This is a genomic window from Kribbella hippodromi, from assembly GCF_039531045.1.
GTDB lineage: Bacteria > Actinomycetota > Actinomycetes > Propionibacteriales > Kribbellaceae > Kribbella > Kribbella hippodromi.
This window is the reverse complement of the sequence record NZ_BAAAPH010000010.1, coordinates 1-20,750: the sequence shown is the minus strand read 5'-3', so window position 1 is coordinate 20,750 and position 20,750 is coordinate 1. Positions and strand designations below refer to the sequence as shown.

The following is a 20,750-nucleotide window of genomic DNA, read 5'->3' as shown; positions in this document are numbered from 1 at the left end:
TGTGGACGGGGACATTAGCAATGAACTGTTCAATATTTCGCTACAAATCCCACTGGAAGAGTTAACAATCGCCGGTGCCGTTTCTCACATCAGGATCGCTTGTACAAGGTGCGGAAATCTTCCAGCGTGCCGCGGTAGTACTCGAGGTCGTCGTACAGCTTGGCGCGGCTGACCAGGTGCGGGTGCCGGGCCTTCGCCTGCCGGCCGTACTCGGTCCAGATGTCCGCGTCCGGCACCTCGTCGGCACCGTCCGGCAGGAACTTGATCGCCTCCGCGACCGCGTCCGCGGCGAACTCCCAGTTCAGTTCCACCACCGACCCGTCCTGCCCGGGGGCACCCGTGTACGCCATGTCGGCGTCGAGCGCGCGCCGGGCGAACGAAGCGGACACGATCGCCCACTGGGCCGCGTCGATCAGCTCCGACTTGCCGAGCCCGAACCGGGCGCCGATCGTGGTCGCGGCGCGCTCGGAGTCGTACCGGACGGTGATGTCACCGGCCGCGGACGCGAACGTCCAGGCCTCCGGCCCTTCGGTCACGTTCACGCCCGGCCGCGGCCCGGCCGGCGGCACCGCCGGGACGTCCGGGTCCGCGGCGGTCGCCAGGCTCACGTAGATCTGGGCTTCGGTCAGGGTCCTCGCGGTCAGCATCGGTTATCTCGCTCCTGTGTCGCCAATGTCCGAGACCAGCTCCTGGTAGGTGTCGCGCGCGATCAGCAGCGGCTCGAGCCGGAACCGCCCGGGGTCCGCGGCCCGGACCGCCCGCCCTTCGGGCGTCCAGAACTCGTCCTCCGGTACGGCATCCGCACCAGGCGGTACGAACTTGATCACTTCCGCGATCGCCGCGCACGCGACGGCCAGCACCTTACCGGCCTCGGCGGCGTCCGTCGGCACATCCGCCGCGGCCCGGTCCGCCACGTCCAGCCACTGCCCGGCATCGAGTACCTCGGACGGCTCCGGCCCGCCGAAGGTCGGCCAGCCGCGGACGGGCGTCTCGTGCGCCGGCAACCCGAACACGTACTCACGTTCGGCCGAACACCCCGGACAGACCGCGGCATACAGGCTGGCGAGCTCGCCGCGGACCCGGACCAGTGACTGCTCCCAGTCCGCTTCGTCCGACCCGCAGTCCCGGCAGGGATGCAACTCCAGGTAGAGCTCGGCCTCGTCCCGGGTGCGCGCTACCGCGAATGCCATGCCGTCCCTCTCGTCCCCTCATGAAGCCTTGTCATCACGGTCCTCACAGTGACTGCCCATGGCTGGTCGTCGTCACGGTGTGCCCGGCCGCGGCACCCGCCGACGGGCGGGCGCCGTGCTGCGGTGCCGTCGGCATGGTCGCCTTCGCGGTCGAGTAGTCGAGTCGCTTCAGCACCTCCCGCGGTACACCCTGCTGCTCGAGCGCGGCGGCGACCTTCGCGCTGAAGCTGCCGTCCGGCGACGAGGTGTTGTAGAGCATGCGCAGGTCGACCTTGCCCTCGGCCATCATCGCCAGATGCGGATGCAGGCTGGAGAACGCGGACGCGAACCCGCCGTCGTTCACACCGAGCATCGTCCCGTTCGGCAGCGCCTGGTACAGCCGCTCGGTGCCGTCCGATTCGCGGACCTGCAGGACGACCGCCCGCCCCTCCGTCTTCGCCTTCTCGATCGCATCCAGCAACGGCCGGTACGGCCGGTACTCGGCTCCCGATTGGCCCTGCGCGTACTCGGTCGCCCGCAGCTCCGGCTTGCCCAGCTTCTCCGGTACGGCCTGCAACCGCGAGCCGGCCAGTACGGAATCCAGCGACGCGCCCTGCTCCATCTGGCGAAGCGCCTCGAGGTACCGGTGCCCGAGCATCTTCACGTACATCTGGCCCTGGGCAACGTTCGGGAAGTGGTCGCTCTTCCGCACCACCTGCTCACCACGGCCGTTGTCGCTCGTGGTCCGGATGGTCGCGTTGAACATGACCGGGATCCGGACCGTCACCATTTGGCCTTCGAGGAAGCGGCTGCCCTCGAGCCGGGAGCCGTACCCGTCCGAGGACTGCTCCTTGACCTGCTCACCGATCGAGCCGCCGACCGAGACCAGGCCGGCGTCGATCCCGGCGTTCGCGGCGACCGGAGTCCGCCGGTTCCGGGAGTGCGACTTCCGCGCTGCCCGCTGACTACGCCAGACATGACCTTCCTGGCCCTCGGTCGGCGCTCCGTCCACGCCGTCCAGTTCGAAGCCGGTCGGCTCGGCCTTGATCGTGACGCTGACCATCGAGTTCCCGTTGCCCGGCCGGGCCAGCGGCGGCAGGTCGATCCCGCCGTGCATCAGCCGCCCGATCTTCGCCTTCAGTGACGTCGGCTTCAGGATCGGCCGGACGAAGTGCCGGAACTCCGCCATCCCGCGCCGGCCGAGGTACTCGGGCTGCCGGAGGATCGCGGTCAGGTTCCGGTACAGCTGGTCGTGCTTCGCCAGACCTCTTCCGTGCGGTATGTACCGCAGCGCGATCGCCCCTTCGGGCAGCCGGAACGACCGGTGATCGGCCTGCGACTCGACCGCTTGCGCGGCTTCCTGCTCGGCCGGCCGCGGGCCGTCGGCGAGCTCGCCCTTCGGCATCATCAGCGACAGCGTGGCCTTCAGCTCCTGCTTGCCGGAGCTGATCGTCACGTCCTTCGGGTCGATCTTGCCGAGCTTCCAGCGGGCGCTCGCCATCGCCGCCGCGCCGGCGTTGCGAATCCGGATCACCTCGGTGGTGAAGACCACCTCGCGCTCGACCAGGTGCCGGACGAAGACACCGTTGCGGCGCAGGTTGGTATTCTGGATGCCGTCGCCGTGGGTGTCGGTGGTGGTCAGGTCTGTCGACAGGCCGGCCGAGCCGGCCCCCAGTGCGCCCGGCATGCCGCCGTCGACACCGCCGGTGATCGACGTGGTGTGGCTCGCGGACCGGTCCTCCTGCTCGTAGTCGTAGGTCTGCTCGACGCCACCGGCGTCCTCCGTCGCGAGCCGCGGCTTGCCGTCCTTGTCCCGGAGGATGTTCCCTTCCTCGTCGACCAGGACGGCGCGGACCTGCATCTCACCGGTGAACCGCGCGGTCACGTGGTTGAGCAGCACGTCGGGCCCGTTCTGGCCCTGGATCGGTACCTCGACCGGGATGTAGTCCCCGTCCGGGCCGAGCATGTTCTCGATGTGACCGTGGAAGCCACGGGGCTTGAAGTTGACGTCCAGCGCGCCTTGCAGCACGTAGCTGGCGTTGCGCAGCCCGGGCGCGACCTGGTCGATCTGCGGCTCGAGCTGGGTCCGCAGGTCGACCATCTTGTCCGGGTCGTCGGCCAGTACCAGCGATTCGATGTCCGCGCCGCCGAGGCTGTGCTGGTACGCGTCGGAGGCGTGCATCGCCCGGACCTGCTGTGCGATCACATCGGCCTGGTCGAGCGCGGCGGTGAGGCGGTCGTCCCCGGTCTGGTTCCCGTCCGGATCGGTGCGGTACTGCTCGCGCAGCTTCGCGGCCAGCCGCTCGGCAGTGTGGGTCGCGGCGAGCCCGGTGGTGACTCCGTCCTTCTCCAGCTTGTACCGGCGGATGAACCCGCTCGCGGTCCGCTCCGGCAGCTCGAGTTTGTCGTTCAGGTACCGCTCGCAGGCGTCCTCGGCCACCCACAGCGGCAGGTCGAGTTTGCCGCTCGCGTACAGCTCGAGGGCCCGGCGCTCGGCCATCGCCTTCTGTACGAGCGCGTCCGGAAGCTCGACGGTGCGGACCACCTGGCCGTTGTGCACGATGTCGGCGTACATCTTGTGCCGCTCGAGGAACTCGTGGTGCAGCCCCGGGTTGATCAGCAGCCGTTCTTCACCCGACGTCTCGCTGATCGTGGTCGACTGCGAGGTGCCGGTGGTCCGGCCGAGGGAAAGACCGCCGGTGGTCTGGGTACCGTCCGCGCCGCCCATCCCGCCGCCGAGGTTGCCGCTGAACCCACCGGACTTCGAGGTGCCGGAGGTGTGCCCGACCGCGCTCATGGTGAAGTTGATGTCGACGGTGACCTGCTTGTTCATCGCGACATGGGTCAGGCTGGCCGCCTCACCACGGATGACGACCTGGTACTCCTGCGGCAGGATGGTGCCGTCCTTGAAGGCGTGCACCGGGTTGCCCGGCGCCTGCGTGACGACGAAGGGCAGCCGGTAGCTCCCGTTCATCCACTCCCGGTTCGCGACCAGGCTGGACGGTCCGAGCGCGGCGTGCAGCGCCGGCAGCGCGGTCGAGTCGGACCGGATCGCGGGGATCGCCGCGCAGATCTCGTCGGCGATGTTGCCCGCGTCCACGGCGACCGGGAGGGCCTGCTGGACGGCCTGGTCGTGCGGCTTGGCCGGGTTCTCCTCGAACACCGGCTCGGCGGCGTTCGCCAGCGAGCTCTCGTACGCGACGTCCATGGTGCCGTCGACCCGCGCCAGCGGTTCGGCGTCGCCCTGGTCGGTGATCTCGGCGAACTCGATCACGACATCTTCGCGGACCTTGACGAGCGTCTCGGCGCTCTCGGTCAGCGGCGCCTGGTTGATCCGGTCGTCCACCGACCAGCTCCACGACCGGCCGACCGCGGTCTTGCTGAACTTGACGCCCAGCTTCCCGATCCAGCCGCGGAGCCCTTCGGCCGGTCCGTGCGAACCACCGACACCGGCCGACCACGGGATCGACTTCGACCGGCTGATGGACCGGCCGCTTGCCTGCGAGCTGATGGCCAGCTTGACGATGTTCTCGTTGGTGCTGGTGCCAAGGCCCTCGGCCTGGAACCTGCCGGTCGTCTGGTCGTGCTTCTGCCGCATGGTCAGCCGGTACGGCCGCCAGCGCGGCGTCCCGGCGAAACCGGTGTCCTCCAGCATCACGATCAGGCCGCCCTGGCAGGCCTGGTCGGCGCCGGCCTCGAGCCGCGGCGCGTTGATGTTCGTCATCACGCGCTCGTAGTTCGCGTGCTGCGCCCGGGTCGCGTTGCCGACCGGGCGGCCTTTCTCGTCGATTTCCGGCACCAGGCCGAGCTTGCGCAGCCCGGCCAGCGCGTCCGCGCGGGCCTCGTCGGCGCCGACGATGTTCTGCGGCAGCGCCTTTCCGACGCCGCGGATCTTGTTCTCGCCGCGGCCCATCCACGGCGGCGCCGACTGCGGGCCGGTCGGCGGCGCCGGGTCACCGCGAAGCAGCGCCCGGCCCTCCTTGTCGGTCCGGATCGCGCCGGTCTCGTCCCGCTCGATCGCCTTCGCGTCCGCGCGGCCACCGGCCCGGAGCAGGTCGTTCTCCGCGACCCGCAGGTGTCCCGTGCACGGGCCCCGCTCGACAATCGGCGGCCGGGCGTCGCCGATCTTGCGCAGCGAAGCGCGCGGCTCGAAGCGCATCACGACACCCTGCGTCGGTCCCTGGAACCGGTGCACGAACGGCGTGATCGTGGTCGTACTGACGCTTTGGCCGCCCGTCCGGGTGACGTTGCGTCCGGCGGACACGTTGGGGCCGATGTTCACGCCGGACCCGAAGACGTTGTTCAGCGCGGTCGCCGCCGCCACCGGGTGCTGTTTGTCCAGCACACCGGGGAATCCGAGCGAGCCGGTGCCGGTCAGGGACGCGCCGTACGTCTGGCTGGCGCTGTTGCCGGCGAAGTCGACCAGTACCTCTTCCATCCACATCTCGGTACTGGACTCGCCCTTGAGCTCGACACTGCTCCAGACCGGTTCGAGCTCCCACGTCAGCTCGTACTCGCTGCCGTCCTGGCCGTTGAAGCTCCGGGTGATGCCGCCCGGCTGGCTGAGCTCACGGAGCAGGCGCGGGCTGTCGTTCACGATCAGGCCGGCGATGTGGTTGTACGCAATCTCGTCCAGGTCGCCGTACTGCGCCTGCGCCCGCTTGGTCAGGCGCTCGGCGACACCTTGCAGGCCGTCGATGCTGTCGACGGTGTGCCGCGGGAACGCGCCGGTGACGTCCTGACCGCGCCCGATCTCGGCCAGCGTGACCGTCTGGGCCGGCGCCTTCACGGTGTACGCGCTGGACACCCAGGTCTGCTGCTGCCCGGCGTCGATGCTCTCGACCGGCGACCATTCCTCGTACGGCGAGCTGCGGACCTCCATCTCCAGCACGCCGTCCCACTCGCACAGCACCGACTCACCGCGGTTGTCACTCACCCAGCCGGACTGGTAGTGCCCGGTCGCGCCGCTGTTGTCGGCGAGCGTGCGGCCCCGGCTGACCGTGACCTTCGGCGAGAGCACCTGCGCGGCGGCGTGGAGGGGCGTGCCCGGCGCGGCCAGCGCGAGCGGCACCTGCAGGTTCACGCCGATGTTCAGGCCGGTCGAGTGGGTGTTCGTGGTGCCGACCGAGGTCCCGCCCTCGCCGAGGGTGCCGGACATCTGCTCGGCCATGTCGAAGTCGCGGTTGGTGATCTCGCGAATGTTGCGCGGCCGCATCCGGAGGCGTACCTGCGGCATGCTGCCGAGGTCGCCGTCACCGTCGCCGGGGACGCTGAACACCATGCCGTCTTCCGACAGCAGCCGCCGGTACTCCGCACTCGGCAGCGGCAGCGGGCCACGGGTCGGCATCCGGCGCCGGATGCCGTTGGCCGCGAGCATGCGGTTGATGTCATTGACCGGCAGGTCGAGCGGCTGGCCTTCGGGTACGCCCGTCAGCAGCATGTCCTTGACCGGAAGCGCGGCCTCGCGACTGCGCTCGTACACGCCGACCTGCTGGTGCGCCGCGCCGGCCAGTTGGCCGAGGCGGGCCTGCGGCTCACCGGCGTCGATACCGCTCAGGAGATCGCGGTACGAGTCGAGTGCGCTCTGCGCTTCGCCGGCCGCCGCGGCGTACGCCCCGCTGATCTCGGTGTGACGACGGGCCTTGTTCCGCTGGGTGGTGGCGGTGTTGCGGAGCGCGCGGGCCCGTTCGGGCGCGGTGAGGTCGAGTTGCTCGTCCTCCGCCGCGGCCTCGGTCTCGCTCGCCTCGGCTTCGCTCGTCGCGATCTCGGCGGTGCCGGCCTTGGTCGCCGACTGCTTCTTCAGCTCCGCGACCGCCGACTCGAGCGACTCGATCTGGGTGACCACCTCCGCCCGCAGGTGCGCGACGGAGTTCCGGGCGGGCTTCTGGCTGGCCCGGGCCGCCGCGACGCCGAAGGCGGCCACGTCCGCGCCGAGCATCGCCCCCGGCTCCCAGGGGAGCGTGGGCGGGGTGCCGCCGTGCCGGCGGATCGTCCGGGCCAGGCCGTTCAGGTCGCGTTCGAGGTCCTCGAGTGTGCGCGGACCGCTCGGGCGGCCGTGCGCCAGCGTCTCGTTCCGGGTCTGGTGCCAGTCCCGGACCGTCACCTGGAAGGCGGCGTAGTCGGCGTGCAGCCGGCGGTCCCGGCGATCGTGACCGAAGACCGACCGCAGCCGGCCCAGCACCCCGCGCGGCCGCTCCGCCTGGGCGGCCGAGATCTCCTGGGTCAGCAGCGCCAGCTGGTGCGTCAGCGCGTACCGGATCTCGGCGTCGCCAAGTCCGGGCGGAAGCCGGAGTACATGCGGCTGCTGTGCCGTACCGGCCCGGACGATGCCCTGGGCGGTCGCGCCGAGAGTGGTCGAGCCGACCTCGATGTGTACGTGCTGAGGCGCTTCGCTGACCGTGGTCCGCAGGATTGCCCGCTGGTTCTGCAGATCGATGACCGGTGGCTCGGTCACCGACGCGGACGCGAGGTCCACTTCGCTCATCCCGCCGAGCGTGTTCAGCGCGGTCGTCGCGGCCAGGATCGGATCGGCGGCCGGACGCCGGTTGGCGTCGGCGTTCAGGCTGGTGCCACGGACCCGCGGGGTGAAGACCCGGCGGCCCTCGGCCCGCCGGTGGTTGCTGCCGACCTCCGGCCGGGCGCCGGACCGTTGCCGCGCCGGGCCGGGCGCCGATTCCTGCGCCGGATTCTGGGCAGGATTCTGGTTGGGAGCGGCGCCGAGCAGTTGCGCGTCGCGCTCGATCTCGGCCGAGGCCGACACGATCCGGGTGAAGGACACCGGTGCCTGCGATCCCGGCAGCCGGCGCAGCCGTTCGGCCGCGTCCCGGTCGTCGGCGGCGGCGGCGCTGAGCGCGACGCGGAGCATCGCCTCCGCTTCGGTCCGCCGGTTCTGGTCCTGGCCCGGCGCCCGCAGGAATCGGTCCAGGGCCTCGGTCGCTCCGCGGGCGGGCAGCTCACCGCGCGCCCGGGCCACCTCGGAACCGATGACGCCGACCGCCTCCGCGAGCAGGCGCGCGTCCGAAACCCGGTCGGCCGCCCGGCGGCTGAGCAGTTCCTCCAGGCCCTGCATCACCTGCGCCGACAACGTGTCGTCGCGACTCGTCAGCCAGACCTGGCCGTTCCGCAGCCGCACAGCGGATGGCTGCACGATCGCGAGCGCGGTTCCCGCCGCCCAGCGGGCACGCAGCAGCGCATCCGCGGCGGAAATCGTGGGCGTGGTCACCAGACACACCCCTCCCCATAGGTGGCCGGGTGCTCACCAGTGTCACCCGGACCGTCTGGTTCCGGAATTTAGCAAACTTTTGGTTACTATCCAGCTACTCGATCTACCCGAAATGTTAACGATTCACGACGGTCTGTTACCTAGGATCGACGGCATGGTCGACCGGCTTGGTACATCGAAGTGGAGCGTAAGTGAGGCGCGCAGCTGGGTCGCGCGGTTCCGGCATGTCGCGGACGACGGTCCGGAGTACGACGGTGTCGAGCTCTTTCTCGCGCTGAGTGAGTACCTGGACGAGCTGCACGGCGGGGCCGGATTCGACTACGTGTTCACCGGCGCGGAGCAGCAGGCGCTGACGGACGCGATCCGGAAGATCCGCGGGCCGCACCCCGTACCGGATCCGGAGGGGGAGCGATTGGTCCAGCCGGTGAACGCGGCGGTCACGCTGGCCGACGGCCGGGCCCTGACGACCTGGCTGGAGGAGCGGGACGGATGGCAGCAGGAACTCGGCAAGGCGCTGCACGCGCTGTACAGCTATCTAGACCAGTTGTACGGCGGGCCGGGCGCTTTCGACGAGCTGCTGACCACTACAGAGCGCAGTCGCGTCGCGGCCCGGTAACAGCACCTGCCTCCGTGCCTGGTTGGTACCTCACTGCCATTACGGTAGGCGCGTGAGTCTCTCGTCCTCCACGCGTACCCCTGCCCAAGGCGCCCGCGCAGCGGGCCGATCGGCGGGTGGCGGCTCGACCCGCCTGCCGAGCAGCCGAGAGCGTCGTCCCGCCCTCGCCGCGCTCGCGGTGATCCTGATCCTGCTCGGCGCGGCCGGTTCCGCGCTGATCGCGCTGAACAGCGGCAACCGGTCCGACTTCGTCGCGATCTCGGCCGACGCGCTGCCGCCCGGCCACAAGCTCGAGGCCAAGGACCTGTCCCGTGGTGACCTGGCCGGCGCGACCGGTGGGCTGGTGCCGTGGTCGGAGGCCAGCAAGTACATCGGCCGGTACACGACGACCTGGCTGTACAAGGACCAGTTCATCACCAAGAACAACTTCACCAAGGACGCGACGCAGCCGATCCCGCCGGGTGGCGCCCTGGTCGGCGTCACCCTCGAGGCCGGCCGGGCGCCGTCCGACGGGCTGCTCGTCGGCGACATCGTGCGGGTGGTCCGGGTACCCACCGCGAACTCGGAGACCGCGGCCACGCCGCTCGTGATGGCTGCCACGGTGACGTCGGTGTCCGGCGCGATCACGGACGCGAAGACGTCCGCGAACAGCTCGCTGAACGTGACGATTCTCGTTCCGGACAACAAGATCACCGTGGTCAGCGCGGCCGCCGCGGCGAAGTCGCTGATCCTCGCGAAGCTTCCGCCGGGTACGCCGCCCGACGTACCGCAAAGCGGGTCGAACTGATGGCGCTGGTGGCACTGGCGAGCGGGAAGGGCTCGCCTGGGGTGACCACGGCCGGACTGGTCTTCGGCGCGCTCTGGCCGCGGCAGGTGCTGCTGGCCGAGTGCGACCCGGCCGGCAGCGATGTGGCGATCCGGATGACCGGACCGGGTGGCGCGGCGCTCAACTCCGATCGCGGCCTGGTCAGCCTGGCCGCCGCGAGCCGGAAGGGATTGGGCGACGAGGTGATCCTCGCGCACAGCCAGCAGCTCGACGGTGGTCTCGACGTCCTGCTCGGTGTTCGTTCGCCGGAGCAGGTCGGTGGCATGGGCGGCCTGTGGCATCCGCTCGGCATCACGTTCAACCAGATGCAGCACGGTGACGTACTGGCCGACTGTGGGCGGATCGGTGCGTCGTCGCCGCAGCTTCCGGTGATCCAGTCCGCGCGCCTTGTGGTGATGATGTGTACGGCGACCGGTTCGTCCGTGGCGCACTTGCGGGAGCGGCTGGCCAGCCTGGTGCATCACGTCGACGCGCAACTCGCCGTTGTCGTGGTTGCCGACCCGAAACAGCGTGACGCGGTCAAGCAGGTGTGGTCCGTCCTCGACGCGATGTCGGTTCCGGTGCGGCATCGCTGGCACTTGGCGTACGACCCGGTGGGCGCGGCGTTCTTCGACGGGCGCGGCCACGGCCGGCTCGACAAGACACCCCTGATCCGCACCGCCACCGAAATCACCGCGGAGCTGGCGTCCCTCGTCGCCGCCCCGCCACCGCAGGACTACGACATGGCGAACACGGCCTTTCCGCCGGGTGAGTACCGATGAGCGCTGACCAGGAGCTGGTCCGCAAGCTGCGGGTGCAGGTGGCGGAGCGGCTGAACGAGCAGCGCCGCCGGGACCAGGTCAACGGCGTACCGCCGATGAGCGCGGAGGACGAGCGCGAGTACGCCCGGTCGCTGATCGTGCAGGTGCTCGAGGACCACGCCCGGTACGAGCTGGCCGAGGGCCGTACGCCGCCGACGCCCGACGACGACGCGCAGATCGCCGGTGCGATCCACTCCGCGCTGTTCGGGGTCGGCCGGCTGCAGCCGCTGATCGACGACCCCGAGGTCGAGAACATCGACATCAACGGGTGCGACCAGGTCTTCGTGCAGTACGGCGACGGCCGCGAGGAGACGCCCGGTCCGGTCGCCGAGAGCGACGAGGAACTGGTCGAGCTGATCCAGGTGCTGGCCGCGCACGCGGGTCTGACCAGCCGCCCGTTCGACTCGGCGAACCCGCAGCTGGACCTGCGGCTGCCGGACGGTTCCCGGTTGTCGGCCGTGATGGGCGTGACGTCCCGGCCGGCGATCTCGATCCGGCGCGCCCGCCTGGGCCGGGTGTTCCTCAAGGACTTGGTTGCCAACGGCACCATTTCCGACGATGTCGGCTCGTTCCTGCGGGCGGCGGTGGCGGCCCGGAAGAACATCATGATCGCCGGCGCGACGAACTCCGGGAAGACCACGCTGCTGCGCGCGCTGGCGAACGAGATCCAGCCGCACGAGCGGCTGATCACGGTCGAGCGGTCGCTTGAGCTGGGGCTGGGGGAGTTCAAGGACCTGCACCCGAACGTGGTCGCGTTCGAGGAGCGGCTGCCGAACTCCGAGGGCGTCGGCGAGGTCACGATGGCCGACCTGGTCCGCCGGTCGCTGCGGATGAACCCGTCCCGGGTGATCGTCGGTGAGGTCCTCGGTGACGAGATCGTGACGATGCTGAACGCGATGAGCCAGGGCAACGACGGCTCGCTGTCGACGATCCACTCGAACAGCTCGATGGAGGTGTTCAACCGGATCAGCACGTACGCGATCCAGGCGATGGAGCGGCTGCCGATGGACGCCACCCAGATGCTGATCGCCGGTGCGCTCGACTTCGTCGTGTTCATCCGCAAGCACAACGACTACCAGCGCGGCGGCGGCCTCAGCCGGTACGTGGAGAGCATCCGCGAGGTCACCGGCTGGGACGGCCGGGTGCTGTCCGGCGAGGTGTTCGCGGCCGGACCGGACGGCCGGGCCGCGGCGCACGCGCCGATCGCCTGCATGGACGAGCTCGAACACTTCGGCTACCAGCCGCTGGTCCACGGAACGTGGGCGTGATGCGATGACTCCCTCTACGTTGGCGGCATTGCTTTGCGGAGCCGTGGTCGGTGGTGCGGTGATGCTGTTGATCGTCGCGCTCCGCGGCACGGAGCCCAAGGACGACACCCCCTCGCTGTTCCGCAACCGCAGCACCGAACACCGCCGGAACCTGATCCGCCTGGGCGCCGGCGTCGCGGTCGGTCTGCTCGTACTGGTGGTGACCCGCTGGCTCGTACTCGCGGTGGCCCTTGGTCTGCTGGCCGCGATGGCCGACCGGTTCTTCGGCGGCACCGGTGAGGAACGGCGCGCGATCGATCGCCTCGACGCGCTCGCCACCTGGACCGAGGCGCTCCGCGACACCATCGCCGGCGCGGTCGGCCTGGAGCAGGCGATCCCGGCCACCGCGGTGAACGCGGCACCCGCGATCAAGCCGAGCCTCAACCTGCTGGTCGACCGGCTGCGGATCCGCGAACCGTTGCCCTCGGCCCTGATGCGGTTCGCCGACGACCTGAACGACCCGTCCGCCGACCTGATCGTCGCGGCCCTGGTCCTGAACGCCCGGCTGCGCGGACCCGGTCTGCGTGAGGTACTCAGCGCGTTGGCCGACTCGGCGCGGGAGGAGCTCGACGTACGCCGGAAGGTCGCGGCAGAGCGTCGATCGACCCGGCGCAGTGTCCAGGTGGTGGTCGCGATCACGCTGATCATGGCGGCCGGACTGGTGCTGTTCAACCCGACGTACATGGCCCCGTACACGAGCTTCATCGGCCAGGTCGTGCTGGGCATCGTCATCGGCCTGTACGCGCTCGGCCTGCTGTGGCTGCGCCGGCTGGCGAAGATCGAGGTGCCGGAGCGGTTCCTGATCGGTACGTCGAGGGACCAGCGGATGAGCGGCAGCGGCGAGCAGCGGATGGAGGTGGTGAGCGGATGACGTGGGCCTTCATCACCGGCGGCCTGGCCGGACTCGGTGTGTACGTGCTGGTGCGGATGTTCATCAAGCCACGGGCCAATGTGCTGTCCACGATCGCGCGGATCGACGCCGGCCGTGGCGGGTACACCAGCGGTGCCACCACCAGCGCGGCCGGTGAACGCGTCCTGGGCGGCGTCGACCGGGCCCGGGAGTCGCTCGGCCGGCGGCTGGAGGCCGAGGCGAACGCGCGCGGCTGGGCGTTCGGGAAGCTGCGCCGCGACCTCGCCGTGATGAATCAGCCGTTCGCGGCGATGCTGGCGACCAAGGTGTTCTTCGCGCTCGGCGCACTGATCTTCATCCCGATCGTGCTGTTCCTGTTCGCCGCGATTGGGTTCAGCGCACCGGGCGCGGCCCCGGCGATCGTGACCGTTGCCTTCATGGCGCTGGCGTTCTTCCTGCCCGACCTGACCCTTCGCCAGCAGGCGGAGAAGCGGCGGCGGGACTTCCGGCACGTGGTCGGCAGCTTCCTCGACCTGGTCGCGATGAACCTGGCCGGCGGCCGCGGCCTGCCGGAGGCGCTGATGACCGCGTCGACCATCGGCGAGCACTGGGCGATGGCGCGGATCCGGCAGGCGCTCGCGAACGCGCGGCTGATCGGCATCACGCCCTGGGACGCGATGGCCCGGCTCGGCGAGGACCTCGGTGTCGACGAGCTCCGCGACCTGGCCTCCGCGCTGGCGCTGGCCGGTGACGAGGGCGCGAAGATCCGGGCCTCGCTGCTGGCCCGGGCCGCGTCGCTGCGGCGGAAGGAGCTCGCCGATGTCGAAGGCAAGGCCGGAGAGCGCTCTCAGTCCATGCTCGTCGCGCAGCTGGTGATGATCGCGGCGTTCTTCCTGTTCCTGGCCTTTCCGGCCGGGGTGGCCATCCTCGGAAGTTAGGCCGAACAGTGACCTGGGCAAGGGATCTTTTGGGCCGAGTCGCCCGTCCAACACGGCATACTGAGGCCTGGTTCGGCCTCACGATCTGGAAGGCATGCGGATGACCTCGGAGTTGATGTTCTGGCGAGCGATGACCGGCTACGCGGTCGCGCGGGCGAAGGCCCAGCGGGCCAGGGCCCGGCAGGGGCACACCGAGCTCGGTGCGTCCGCCCTGGAGTGGGCGATCATCTCCGGCATCCTGGTGGTCGCCGCGCTCGCGATCGGCGTAGTGGTGAAGAAGGTCATCAGCAAGCACACCGCCGACATCGACCAGGGCTGACGGCCGGACCGATGAGGCGACTGCTCCGCCGGCGGCGCGGGCGGTCGGAGCGTGGCGTCAGCACCTTGGAGCTGGCGATTCTCGCGCCGGCCATCCTGACGCTGATCTTCCTGTCCATCCAGACCGCGCTCTGGCTGTACGGGCGGTCCGTCGCGCTCAACGCCGCCCAGGAGGGCGTTTCCCGGCTGCGGCTCGTCCAGCCACCCGTGTACACGACCGGGGTGGGGGAGAAAGTGCGGTCCGACATCCAGTCGTACGCGGCGCAGCTGGGCGGGACCACCTTGCAGCACACGGAGGTGCCGTTCCCTTCGTACAACAGCCCGGAAGGCATGGTTTCGTTCACCGTCACCGGTGAGACCGTGTCGCTCGTACCAGGCCTGACGCTGAAGGTGAGCCGGACCGCGACCGGCCGGATAGAACAGTTCGAAGCCGACAAGTGAGCGAACAGATGACGCTGCTGGGGATCCGCCGCCCGGCCCGGCACGCCCGGCCGGTGCACGCCGCCGGGCCGCTGGAACGCGTCCAGACCATCGGCCGGCACCGGCGGAGCGACCGCGGCACAATGGCGCTGGAGATGGTGATCCTGGCGCCGGTGCTGCTCCTGCTGTTCATGTTCCTGCTCGCCTGCGGAAGGTACTTCCAGACGTCGTCGCTGCTGGAGAGCGCGGCCCGCGACGGTGCCCGTGGCGCCAGCCAGGCGAGATCGTTGCCCGAAGCCCAGAGCCGGGTCGACCAGGCCGTCAGTGACGCGATGGGGCAGGGGGTCAAGTCCTGCAAGGCGACCGCGGCCGGTTCGATCACCACCGGGTTCGTGGCCGGGCAGCCGTTGTCGGTCGAAGTCACTTGCACGATCAACTACCGCGACCTCGGCCTGCTCGGGCTCGGTGGCGACACCACCATCACCAAACGGTTCACGTCGTCCCTCGACCCGTACCGGGGGGTGCGCGGTGACGGCTCCTGAGTCCACGCCGGACGGGCACCGGTCCCGAGTGGTCGAGTTCTTCCGGATCGATGCGCCCGGCAACCATCGGCTCTTCGCCCGCGGCGCGCTCAGCCCGGCGGTGGCGATCCTCGCGGTGATGATCTTCACCCTGGCCGGCCTCGTCATCGACGGTGGCCGGCAGCTGGGCGCCCGGTCGCGCGCGGTCGGGTACGCCCAGGAGGCCGCCCGGGTCGGCGCGGCCGCGATCCAGCTGAACGTGGCCGAGGCGAAGATCGACCCGGCCAAGGCGGCCGCCGCGATCGCCGCGTTCTGCGGGCAGGTACGCGCCAACGACCCGGCGGTCACCAACTGCGGGCCGACCGTGCTGACCGACAAAGAGATCGACATCCAGGTCGACATCGCCAACAAGACCACGTTCCTCGGGCTGATCGGCAAGACCTCACTGAAAGCCTCCGGTACCGGGCAGGCGCACGCTGAGCAAGGCGTGGAGAAGGCCGACGACAGCCCGAGCATTCCGCCGATCGTGGTCAACCCGACCACGGACGGGCCCGGCGCGCCGATCACCACCGCGCGGCCGCCGACCATCGACCTGCCGTGCCCGAGCTGGACGGTCGGTTCGCCGACGCCTACCTGGACGTTGTCGCCGTTCCCGTTCCCGGCGACCTGCACGCCGAACGTGACGCCGCCGCCGGACCCGTCCAGCTCGCCGCCGCCCAGCTCCCCGCCGACCGGCGGCCCGTCATCCGGCCCCTCGTCGGCACCCACCTCGACCTCGCCGCCACGGCGCTAGACACCGGAGGACTGTTCTTTCGTGCGTAGGTTTGCCCTTCCGGCCACACTTCTCGCCGGGGTCGTCCTGGTCAGCGGGTGCAGCAAAGGCTCGAACGACGGCGGCCTCCCGGTCCCCGCCGGCGGGGACGCCGGCCCGACCACGACGTCGGCGACGCCCGCGCCCTCATCCGCGCCCAGCAAGACGACTGCGGCGCCCACCGAACCGCCTGCCTCCACTGCCAAGCCGACTGCCAAGACCAAGCAGGTGATCGTGGTCGCCGGGAACTACGCGTCCAATCCGGCCGTCCAAGGCCTCGTGACCAGCTACCCGCTGTACTTCCAGGCTTTGGTCTCGAAGGACGACACGATCCTGAAGCAGAAGTTCCCGTCGTTCTTCTACTCCGATGTGTCCCAGGGCATCTTCGATGCGCAGCGCAACGGCTGGATCATGCGGCCGCCCGGCAGCGTGGTGGTCGTCGGCGCGCACAGCACGCCGGACGACACGGTGGCAGTACAAACCTGCCGCTCACAGACCACCCAGTACTGGGATCCGCGTGGCAAACGCTGGACGGTGGTGACACCGAAGGGCTCCGCGGAGGTCATCGAGATGATCAAGACCGGCGTCGGCTGGCTCCCGTACCGCCTCGGCTCGGCCAAGGGCGTGAACTGCGCAAACGTGCACTATCCGGCCTAGATCAGAACGTCGAAATGAACATTCCGAATAGGTGACGGGCTACTCGCCAACGGGCATGATGCCCCTGACCGAAGATAACCTGCGGATAGCCAAGCCTGGGGAGTGAGGATGCACAACCGAGTCGCCCGCACACTACTCACCCTGAGTGCGGTCCTGGCTTTGTTGACGGTCGGTCCCACGTCCAGTGCGTTCGCGGACACGATCCAGACCGGCAACCGGGTGTGCAGCATGTACGTGAACTCGGTCGGCTTCGGCGCTTACTGCAGCTCCGGAGTGGCTTACATTCCGTCGGGAACGAACCCGGGGCCGCCGCCGACCTGGCGGGAGAAGCTGGGCGGCAAGCCTTTCATTCCTTGCCGCGACTTCGAGATCCCGCAGGGCATCCGGCTGCCGAAGGCGCCCGAGGGCAAGTCCTGGGCGCTGCGGATCACGATCACGGACTACGAGCTCGACAGCTACAACGGCGGCCCGAGGGCACATCTCGAGCGCGCCTACGTCGCCGTGGATGATGCCGAACGTGCCCAGTGCCCGTTCCCGGACTACATGAAGAAGTTCTGGTGGCGGTTCGACGACACCTACCCGGCTCCGGCTCTGCAGATCATGCCGACGTACACCCCGCGGGTGAACGTGCCGGCGTATTTCACGCTGACGCGGGAAAGCTCGGAGGTCCTGAAGAGCGACACCAGGACGCTTGACCCCGAGGAAATGCTGAGCGGCATGTACGACGCGACGCACAACCTCACCATGCGCGGCATGGTGGTGAACCTGAACATCGACCCGGGTGACAACACCGGCACCTTCGACTGCAAGGTCGGGATCACGCCGGTCGACCAGCCGGATGGTTACGACCACAGCAAGGATCCGTACAACCAGCTCAACACGTGCAAGCACATCTACCAGAAATCCAGTGCTGACCAGCCTGACGGCATGTATACCGTCAAACTGACCATCACTTGGGAGGTGTCGTACTGGATCGGCAAGGACGCGGGTGGGTGGAAGTCGATCGGCAAGGCGAATGTCACCGCCGTGCAGCGTCTGCCGGTGCAGGAAGTTCAGGCCATTGGTGGCTGATGGTGGGGGTATGGAGGAGCGATGGTAAGGACGAATGAGCCGGTTCGGGCGGCGCGGTTGCCGCAGCGGGCGCAGGGGAGTCCGGGTGCGGACCGGCTGAAGGGGTTCGTCGCGCTGCTCGCGATCCTGGCGATCGTCGGCGGGGTGCCGTACGTGCTGGTGCGGTTCTTCGGTGCGCCGTGGCCGGACAAGATGCCCAGCCGGGACATGCTGTTCAGTGAGCTGAGCATCGAGACGGTGCTCGGCATCATCGCGGTCGTCATCTGGCTGGCCTGGCTGCATTTCGTGATCTGTCTGGTCGCCGAGGCGGTGGCGGAGATCCGCGGCCACGGTCTGTCTCCACGCGTTCCACTGGGCGGCGGCTCGCAGGCCCTGGCCCGTCGCCTGATCGGCACTGTCGTACTGATCGCGGCCGGCGCGGGTGTCAGCCTGCCGGTCGCGAGCGCGGTCACCACCAGCGGTCCGGCCGCTCCGGTTTCGGTCAGCGCGCGGCACGGTGAAGAGCAGAGCGAGACCGCGAAGTTCCGCCAGACCGAGGCCGCCAGCAAGCTCATGACCGGTACGAAGACCACCACCGGCGTGCGTACGAACCATGACCACAAAGGGCAGGTCGTCAAGTACACGGAGGTCCGTCCGCCGCACGGCCGGAACTACGACTGCCTCTGGGACATCGCGGAGCGGTACCTGGGCGAGGGTCGCCGGTACAAGGAGATCTACGACCTCAACAAGAACAAGCTGCAGCCCGACGGCCGCCGGCTGACCAACCCGGACCTGATCATGCCGGGCTGGCAGGTGCGATTGCCGAGCGACGCGAAGGGGCCGGGCGTCCACACGGTCCGGGTCAGCATCGACGACCACGGCACCACCAAGACCACGGTGATGCCGAAGACGTCCACCACCGAGAGCAAGAGCACGGTCAAGCCGTCGGCGAAGTCGACCGTCGAGACGAAGGCGCGGACCTCGATCGGCGCCGAGAAGTCCGGCCCGAGCCGATACTCGGAGCAGGGCATCGAGCCGGGCTCGAAGGTCGTGATCGGGTCCGCGAAGACCGACCCGGGCGCGAAGAACGCGAAGCCGGGCCAGCCGAATGTCACTGTCGAGCCGCACGTACCCGGTGCCGGGCAGGCAGAGCAGGGTGAGCCCGCGGGCGGCGGTGTCCGGGTGCCGACGGCGGCTCCGGTCGCGGCCCACGACGGCGGGATCGGCCTCAAGGAAGCCGGCATCTTCGGCTTCGGCGCGACCCTGCTCGCCGCCGGTCTAGCGCTGGCGCTGAAGCGGCGCCGCGGCTGGGCGCAGGGCCCCGGCCCGAAGGCCGCCGGTCACCGGCAGACCGAGATCGGTCTGCGGCTGGCCTCCGACGTGCCGACCGCGCAGTTCGTCGACAACTCACTGCGCAAGCTGGGTTCCGACATGGCGCAGCTCGAGCGGACAATGCCGAGAGTGGTCGCCGCATTGGTGACCGATCGGGCGCTGACGCTCGTGCTCGACCCGTACGAGGCGCAGCCCGCGCCGCCCGGTCCGTGGCAGGCGATCGCGGACGGTACGCGGTGGACGTTGCGGCGGGCGTACGGTCCGAGCGGCGAGGTGAACGCCCCGGCGCCGTACCCGACGCTGGTGACCGTCGGCCAGAACGCGGACGGCGCGACCGTATTGATCGACCTCGACACCGCGAACGGGATCGTCGCGTTCGGCGGGGTGAACAACGCGTCTCGCGACGTGGTCGGTTCGCTCGCGGTCGAGCTGGCGACGAACCTGTGGTCCGAGGGCGCGCACATCAGCATGGTCGGTTTCGGTGACGACCTGTCGTCGTTGTCGCCGGCGCGGCTGAGCTACTGGATTCGCCTGGACGACGCGATGGCCGAGGTCACGCGCCGGACCGAGGCGCAGGTGCAGGCCTGCCAGCGGCGGAACGTGGGCTCGGTCGCCGAGGCGCGACTGTCGCACCCGGACGCGGCGCTGTGGGGCGCGGAGATCATCTTCGTGTCGGCGCCGCCGTCGCCGGAGGAGCAGGACCAGCTGAACCGGCTGGCCGCGGACACCAAGCGCAGCATCGCGGTAGTCGTGGTCGGTGACGTGATGAACTCGCCGTGGCGGTTCGTGGTGGACGAGAAGAACCAGGCCGTCTGCCGGCTGCTCGGGCTCGAGGTGGACGCGCACAGCGTCAACCCGGAGCAGTTCGCCGACCTGGTCGCGCTGTTCGACGCGGCCGAAGCGGATGCGCGGGACAAGCGCCGGACGGAGCAGGACATGCCGGCGTACGAGTTCTCGACCACCGATCTGAGCCAGCCGGCCCCGGTCGAGGTCGATCTGCTCGGTCCGGTCGAGGTGGACGCGCGTGGTGTCATCGACGAGGGCCGGATCGCTCTGTCGACCGAGATCATCGCGTTCCTGGCGAGCCAGGACTACGGCGTACACCCGAACGTACTGGCCGGGGCGATCTGGCCGCGGGGGATCAGCGAGGAACTGCGGGACGCCGCGCTGGAGCACACCCGCCGCTGGGTCGGCGTCGACGCCATGTACGCCGACGAGTCCGGCCGCTGGATGCTCAACCGGAGCATCGTGCGAGTCGACTGGGACGTGTTCCGTACGCTCGCCAAGCAGGCGACGATGGTCGACGACCCACGCGGCCCGCTGTCCACGGCGCTCAGCCTGGTCCACGGCCCCGCCTGGTCGAACCTCCCCGGCGGCCGCTACTCCTGGCTGGCCGCCTCCGGCATCGAACGCCGGATGGCCGAGGCGGTCGTCGACGCCGCCCTCCGCCTGGCCGAGGCGTCGCTGAACCACAACGACGGCAACCTGGCCCGCACCGCCCTCCAAACCGGCCTGAGCTTCGCCCCGGCCTCCGAGGACCTCTGGCGAGCCACCCTCCGCCTGGCCTCCCACTTCGGCACCACCGCCGACGTCACGAACGTAGCCACCCAGCTCTACACCGCCCTGACCAAACACGGCGCCCCCCGAGGCGCAGAACCAGAAACCGACGCCCTGGTAGACGAACTACTCCCCGGCTACCACCGCCCCGCCCAGGTCGCCTGACCGAACCAATCCCACCACCCCGCACCCGCCTCGGTCGCAGTCCCACCGCGCCAGCTTCCGTCTGAGGGGCCAGCCCCTGAGCCGATGGGTTGACCCCCGAGAATCTCGCGGCCGAACCCATCGCCTCAGGGGCTGACCCCTGAGACGGTGAGGGCTGTGTCGGGGGTGGGGCGGGTGGATGTCAGAGGGAG

At 69.8% G+C, this 20,750-nt stretch carries 16 protein-coding genes; 13 read left to right on the top strand and 3 right to left on the bottom strand.

All coding sequences use genetic code 11. The features are described 5' to 3' along the window. Window positions 1-89: 89 nt before the first annotated feature. The 3 genes from ABD260_RS16860 to ABD260_RS16850 are packed head-to-tail and all read right to left on the bottom strand — an operon-like array spanning window position 90 to window position 8,391. Window positions 90-647: a hypothetical protein gene (locus ABD260_RS16860; RefSeq protein WP_344234505.1), complete on the bottom strand. Its 558-nt coding sequence runs from the start codon at window positions 645-647 to the stop codon at window positions 90-92. Between the two features lie 3 nt (window positions 648-650). Next, window positions 651-1,190, bottom strand: coding sequence for a hypothetical protein (locus ABD260_RS16855; RefSeq protein ID WP_344234504.1), 540 nt, complete (start codon window positions 1,188-1,190; stop codon window positions 651-653). A 43-nt stretch (window positions 1,191-1,233) separates the two neighbouring features. Then, the gene (locus ABD260_RS16850) at window positions 1,234-8,391 is read right to left on the bottom strand and encodes a serine/threonine-protein kinase (protein ID WP_344234503.1); all 7,158 of its coding nucleotides are present in this window, start codon (window positions 8,389-8,391) and stop codon (window positions 1,234-1,236) included. A 154-nt stretch (window positions 8,392-8,545) separates the two neighbouring features. Here ABD260_RS16850 and ABD260_RS16845 point away from each other — a divergent pair, with 154 nt between their 5' ends. From ABD260_RS16845 to ABD260_RS16785, 13 genes are all read left to right on the top strand, one after another. Then, window positions 8,546-9,007, top strand: a complete 462-nt coding sequence (locus ABD260_RS16845) for a hypothetical protein (protein ID WP_344234502.1) — start codon at window positions 8,546-8,548, stop codon at window positions 9,005-9,007. Window positions 9,008-9,059: 52 nt separating this feature from the next. After that, window positions 9,060-9,794, top strand: a complete 735-nt coding sequence (locus tag ABD260_RS16840) for a hypothetical protein (protein WP_184833083.1) — start codon at window positions 9,060-9,062, stop codon at window positions 9,792-9,794. Next, complete coding sequence (locus ABD260_RS16835) at window positions 9,794-10,594, top strand: hypothetical protein (protein WP_344234501.1); 801 nt, start codon at window positions 9,794-9,796, stop codon at window positions 10,592-10,594. The genes ABD260_RS16840 and ABD260_RS16835 overlap by 1 nt, the downstream gene beginning before the upstream one ends. Next, window positions 10,591-11,901, top strand: a complete 1,311-nt coding sequence (locus tag ABD260_RS16830; protein WP_319039508.1) for a TadA family conjugal transfer-associated ATPase — start codon at window positions 10,591-10,593, stop codon at window positions 11,899-11,901. The genes ABD260_RS16835 and ABD260_RS16830 overlap by 4 nt, the downstream gene beginning before the upstream one ends. Window positions 11,902-11,962: 61 nt before the next feature. After that, a complete protein-coding gene (locus tag ABD260_RS16825) occupies window positions 11,963-12,811 on the top strand; it encodes a type II secretion system F family protein (RefSeq protein WP_344234500.1) in 849 nt (282 codons plus the stop codon). Beyond that, complete coding sequence (locus ABD260_RS16820) at window positions 12,808-13,728, top strand: type II secretion system F family protein (protein ID WP_344234499.1); 921 nt, start codon at window positions 12,808-12,810, stop codon at window positions 13,726-13,728. The genes ABD260_RS16825 and ABD260_RS16820 overlap by 4 nt, the downstream gene beginning before the upstream one ends. A 100-nt stretch (window positions 13,729-13,828) precedes the next feature. After that, entirely contained in the window at window positions 13,829-14,047 is a 219-nt protein-coding gene (locus ABD260_RS16815; RefSeq protein ID WP_184833073.1) for a hypothetical protein, read from the top strand. A gap of 11 nt (window positions 14,048-14,058) precedes the next feature. Next, window positions 14,059-14,487, top strand: coding sequence for a TadE family protein (locus tag ABD260_RS16810; RefSeq protein ID WP_344234497.1), 429 nt, complete (start codon window positions 14,059-14,061; stop codon window positions 14,485-14,487). An 8-nt stretch (window positions 14,488-14,495) separates the two neighbouring features. Beyond that, window positions 14,496-15,008 (top strand): TadE/TadG family type IV pilus assembly protein, encoded by a 513-nt coding sequence (locus tag ABD260_RS16805; RefSeq protein WP_344234496.1) that lies wholly within the window; start codon window positions 14,496-14,498, stop codon window positions 15,006-15,008. Then, entirely contained in the window at window positions 14,995-15,780 is a 786-nt protein-coding gene (locus ABD260_RS16800) for a TadE/TadG family type IV pilus assembly protein (protein WP_344234494.1), read from the top strand. Before ABD260_RS16805 ends, ABD260_RS16800 begins: the two co-directional genes overlap by 14 nt. A 21-nt stretch (window positions 15,781-15,801) precedes the next feature. Next, window positions 15,802-16,455 carry a hypothetical protein gene (locus ABD260_RS16795; RefSeq protein WP_344234493.1) on the top strand — a complete coding sequence of 218 codons (654 nt, stop codon included), beginning with the start codon at window positions 15,802-15,804 and terminating at the stop codon, window positions 16,453-16,455. Window positions 16,456-16,563: 108 nt separating this feature from the next. Further along, window positions 16,564-17,526, top strand: a complete 963-nt coding sequence (locus ABD260_RS16790) for a hypothetical protein (protein ID WP_344234492.1) — start codon at window positions 16,564-16,566, stop codon at window positions 17,524-17,526. 21 nt (window positions 17,527-17,547) lie between these two features. Further along, window positions 17,548-20,559, top strand: a complete 3,012-nt coding sequence (locus ABD260_RS16785; protein WP_344234490.1) for a hypothetical protein — start codon at window positions 17,548-17,550, stop codon at window positions 20,557-20,559. The last annotated feature ends 191 nt before the right edge of the window (window positions 20,560-20,750 follow it).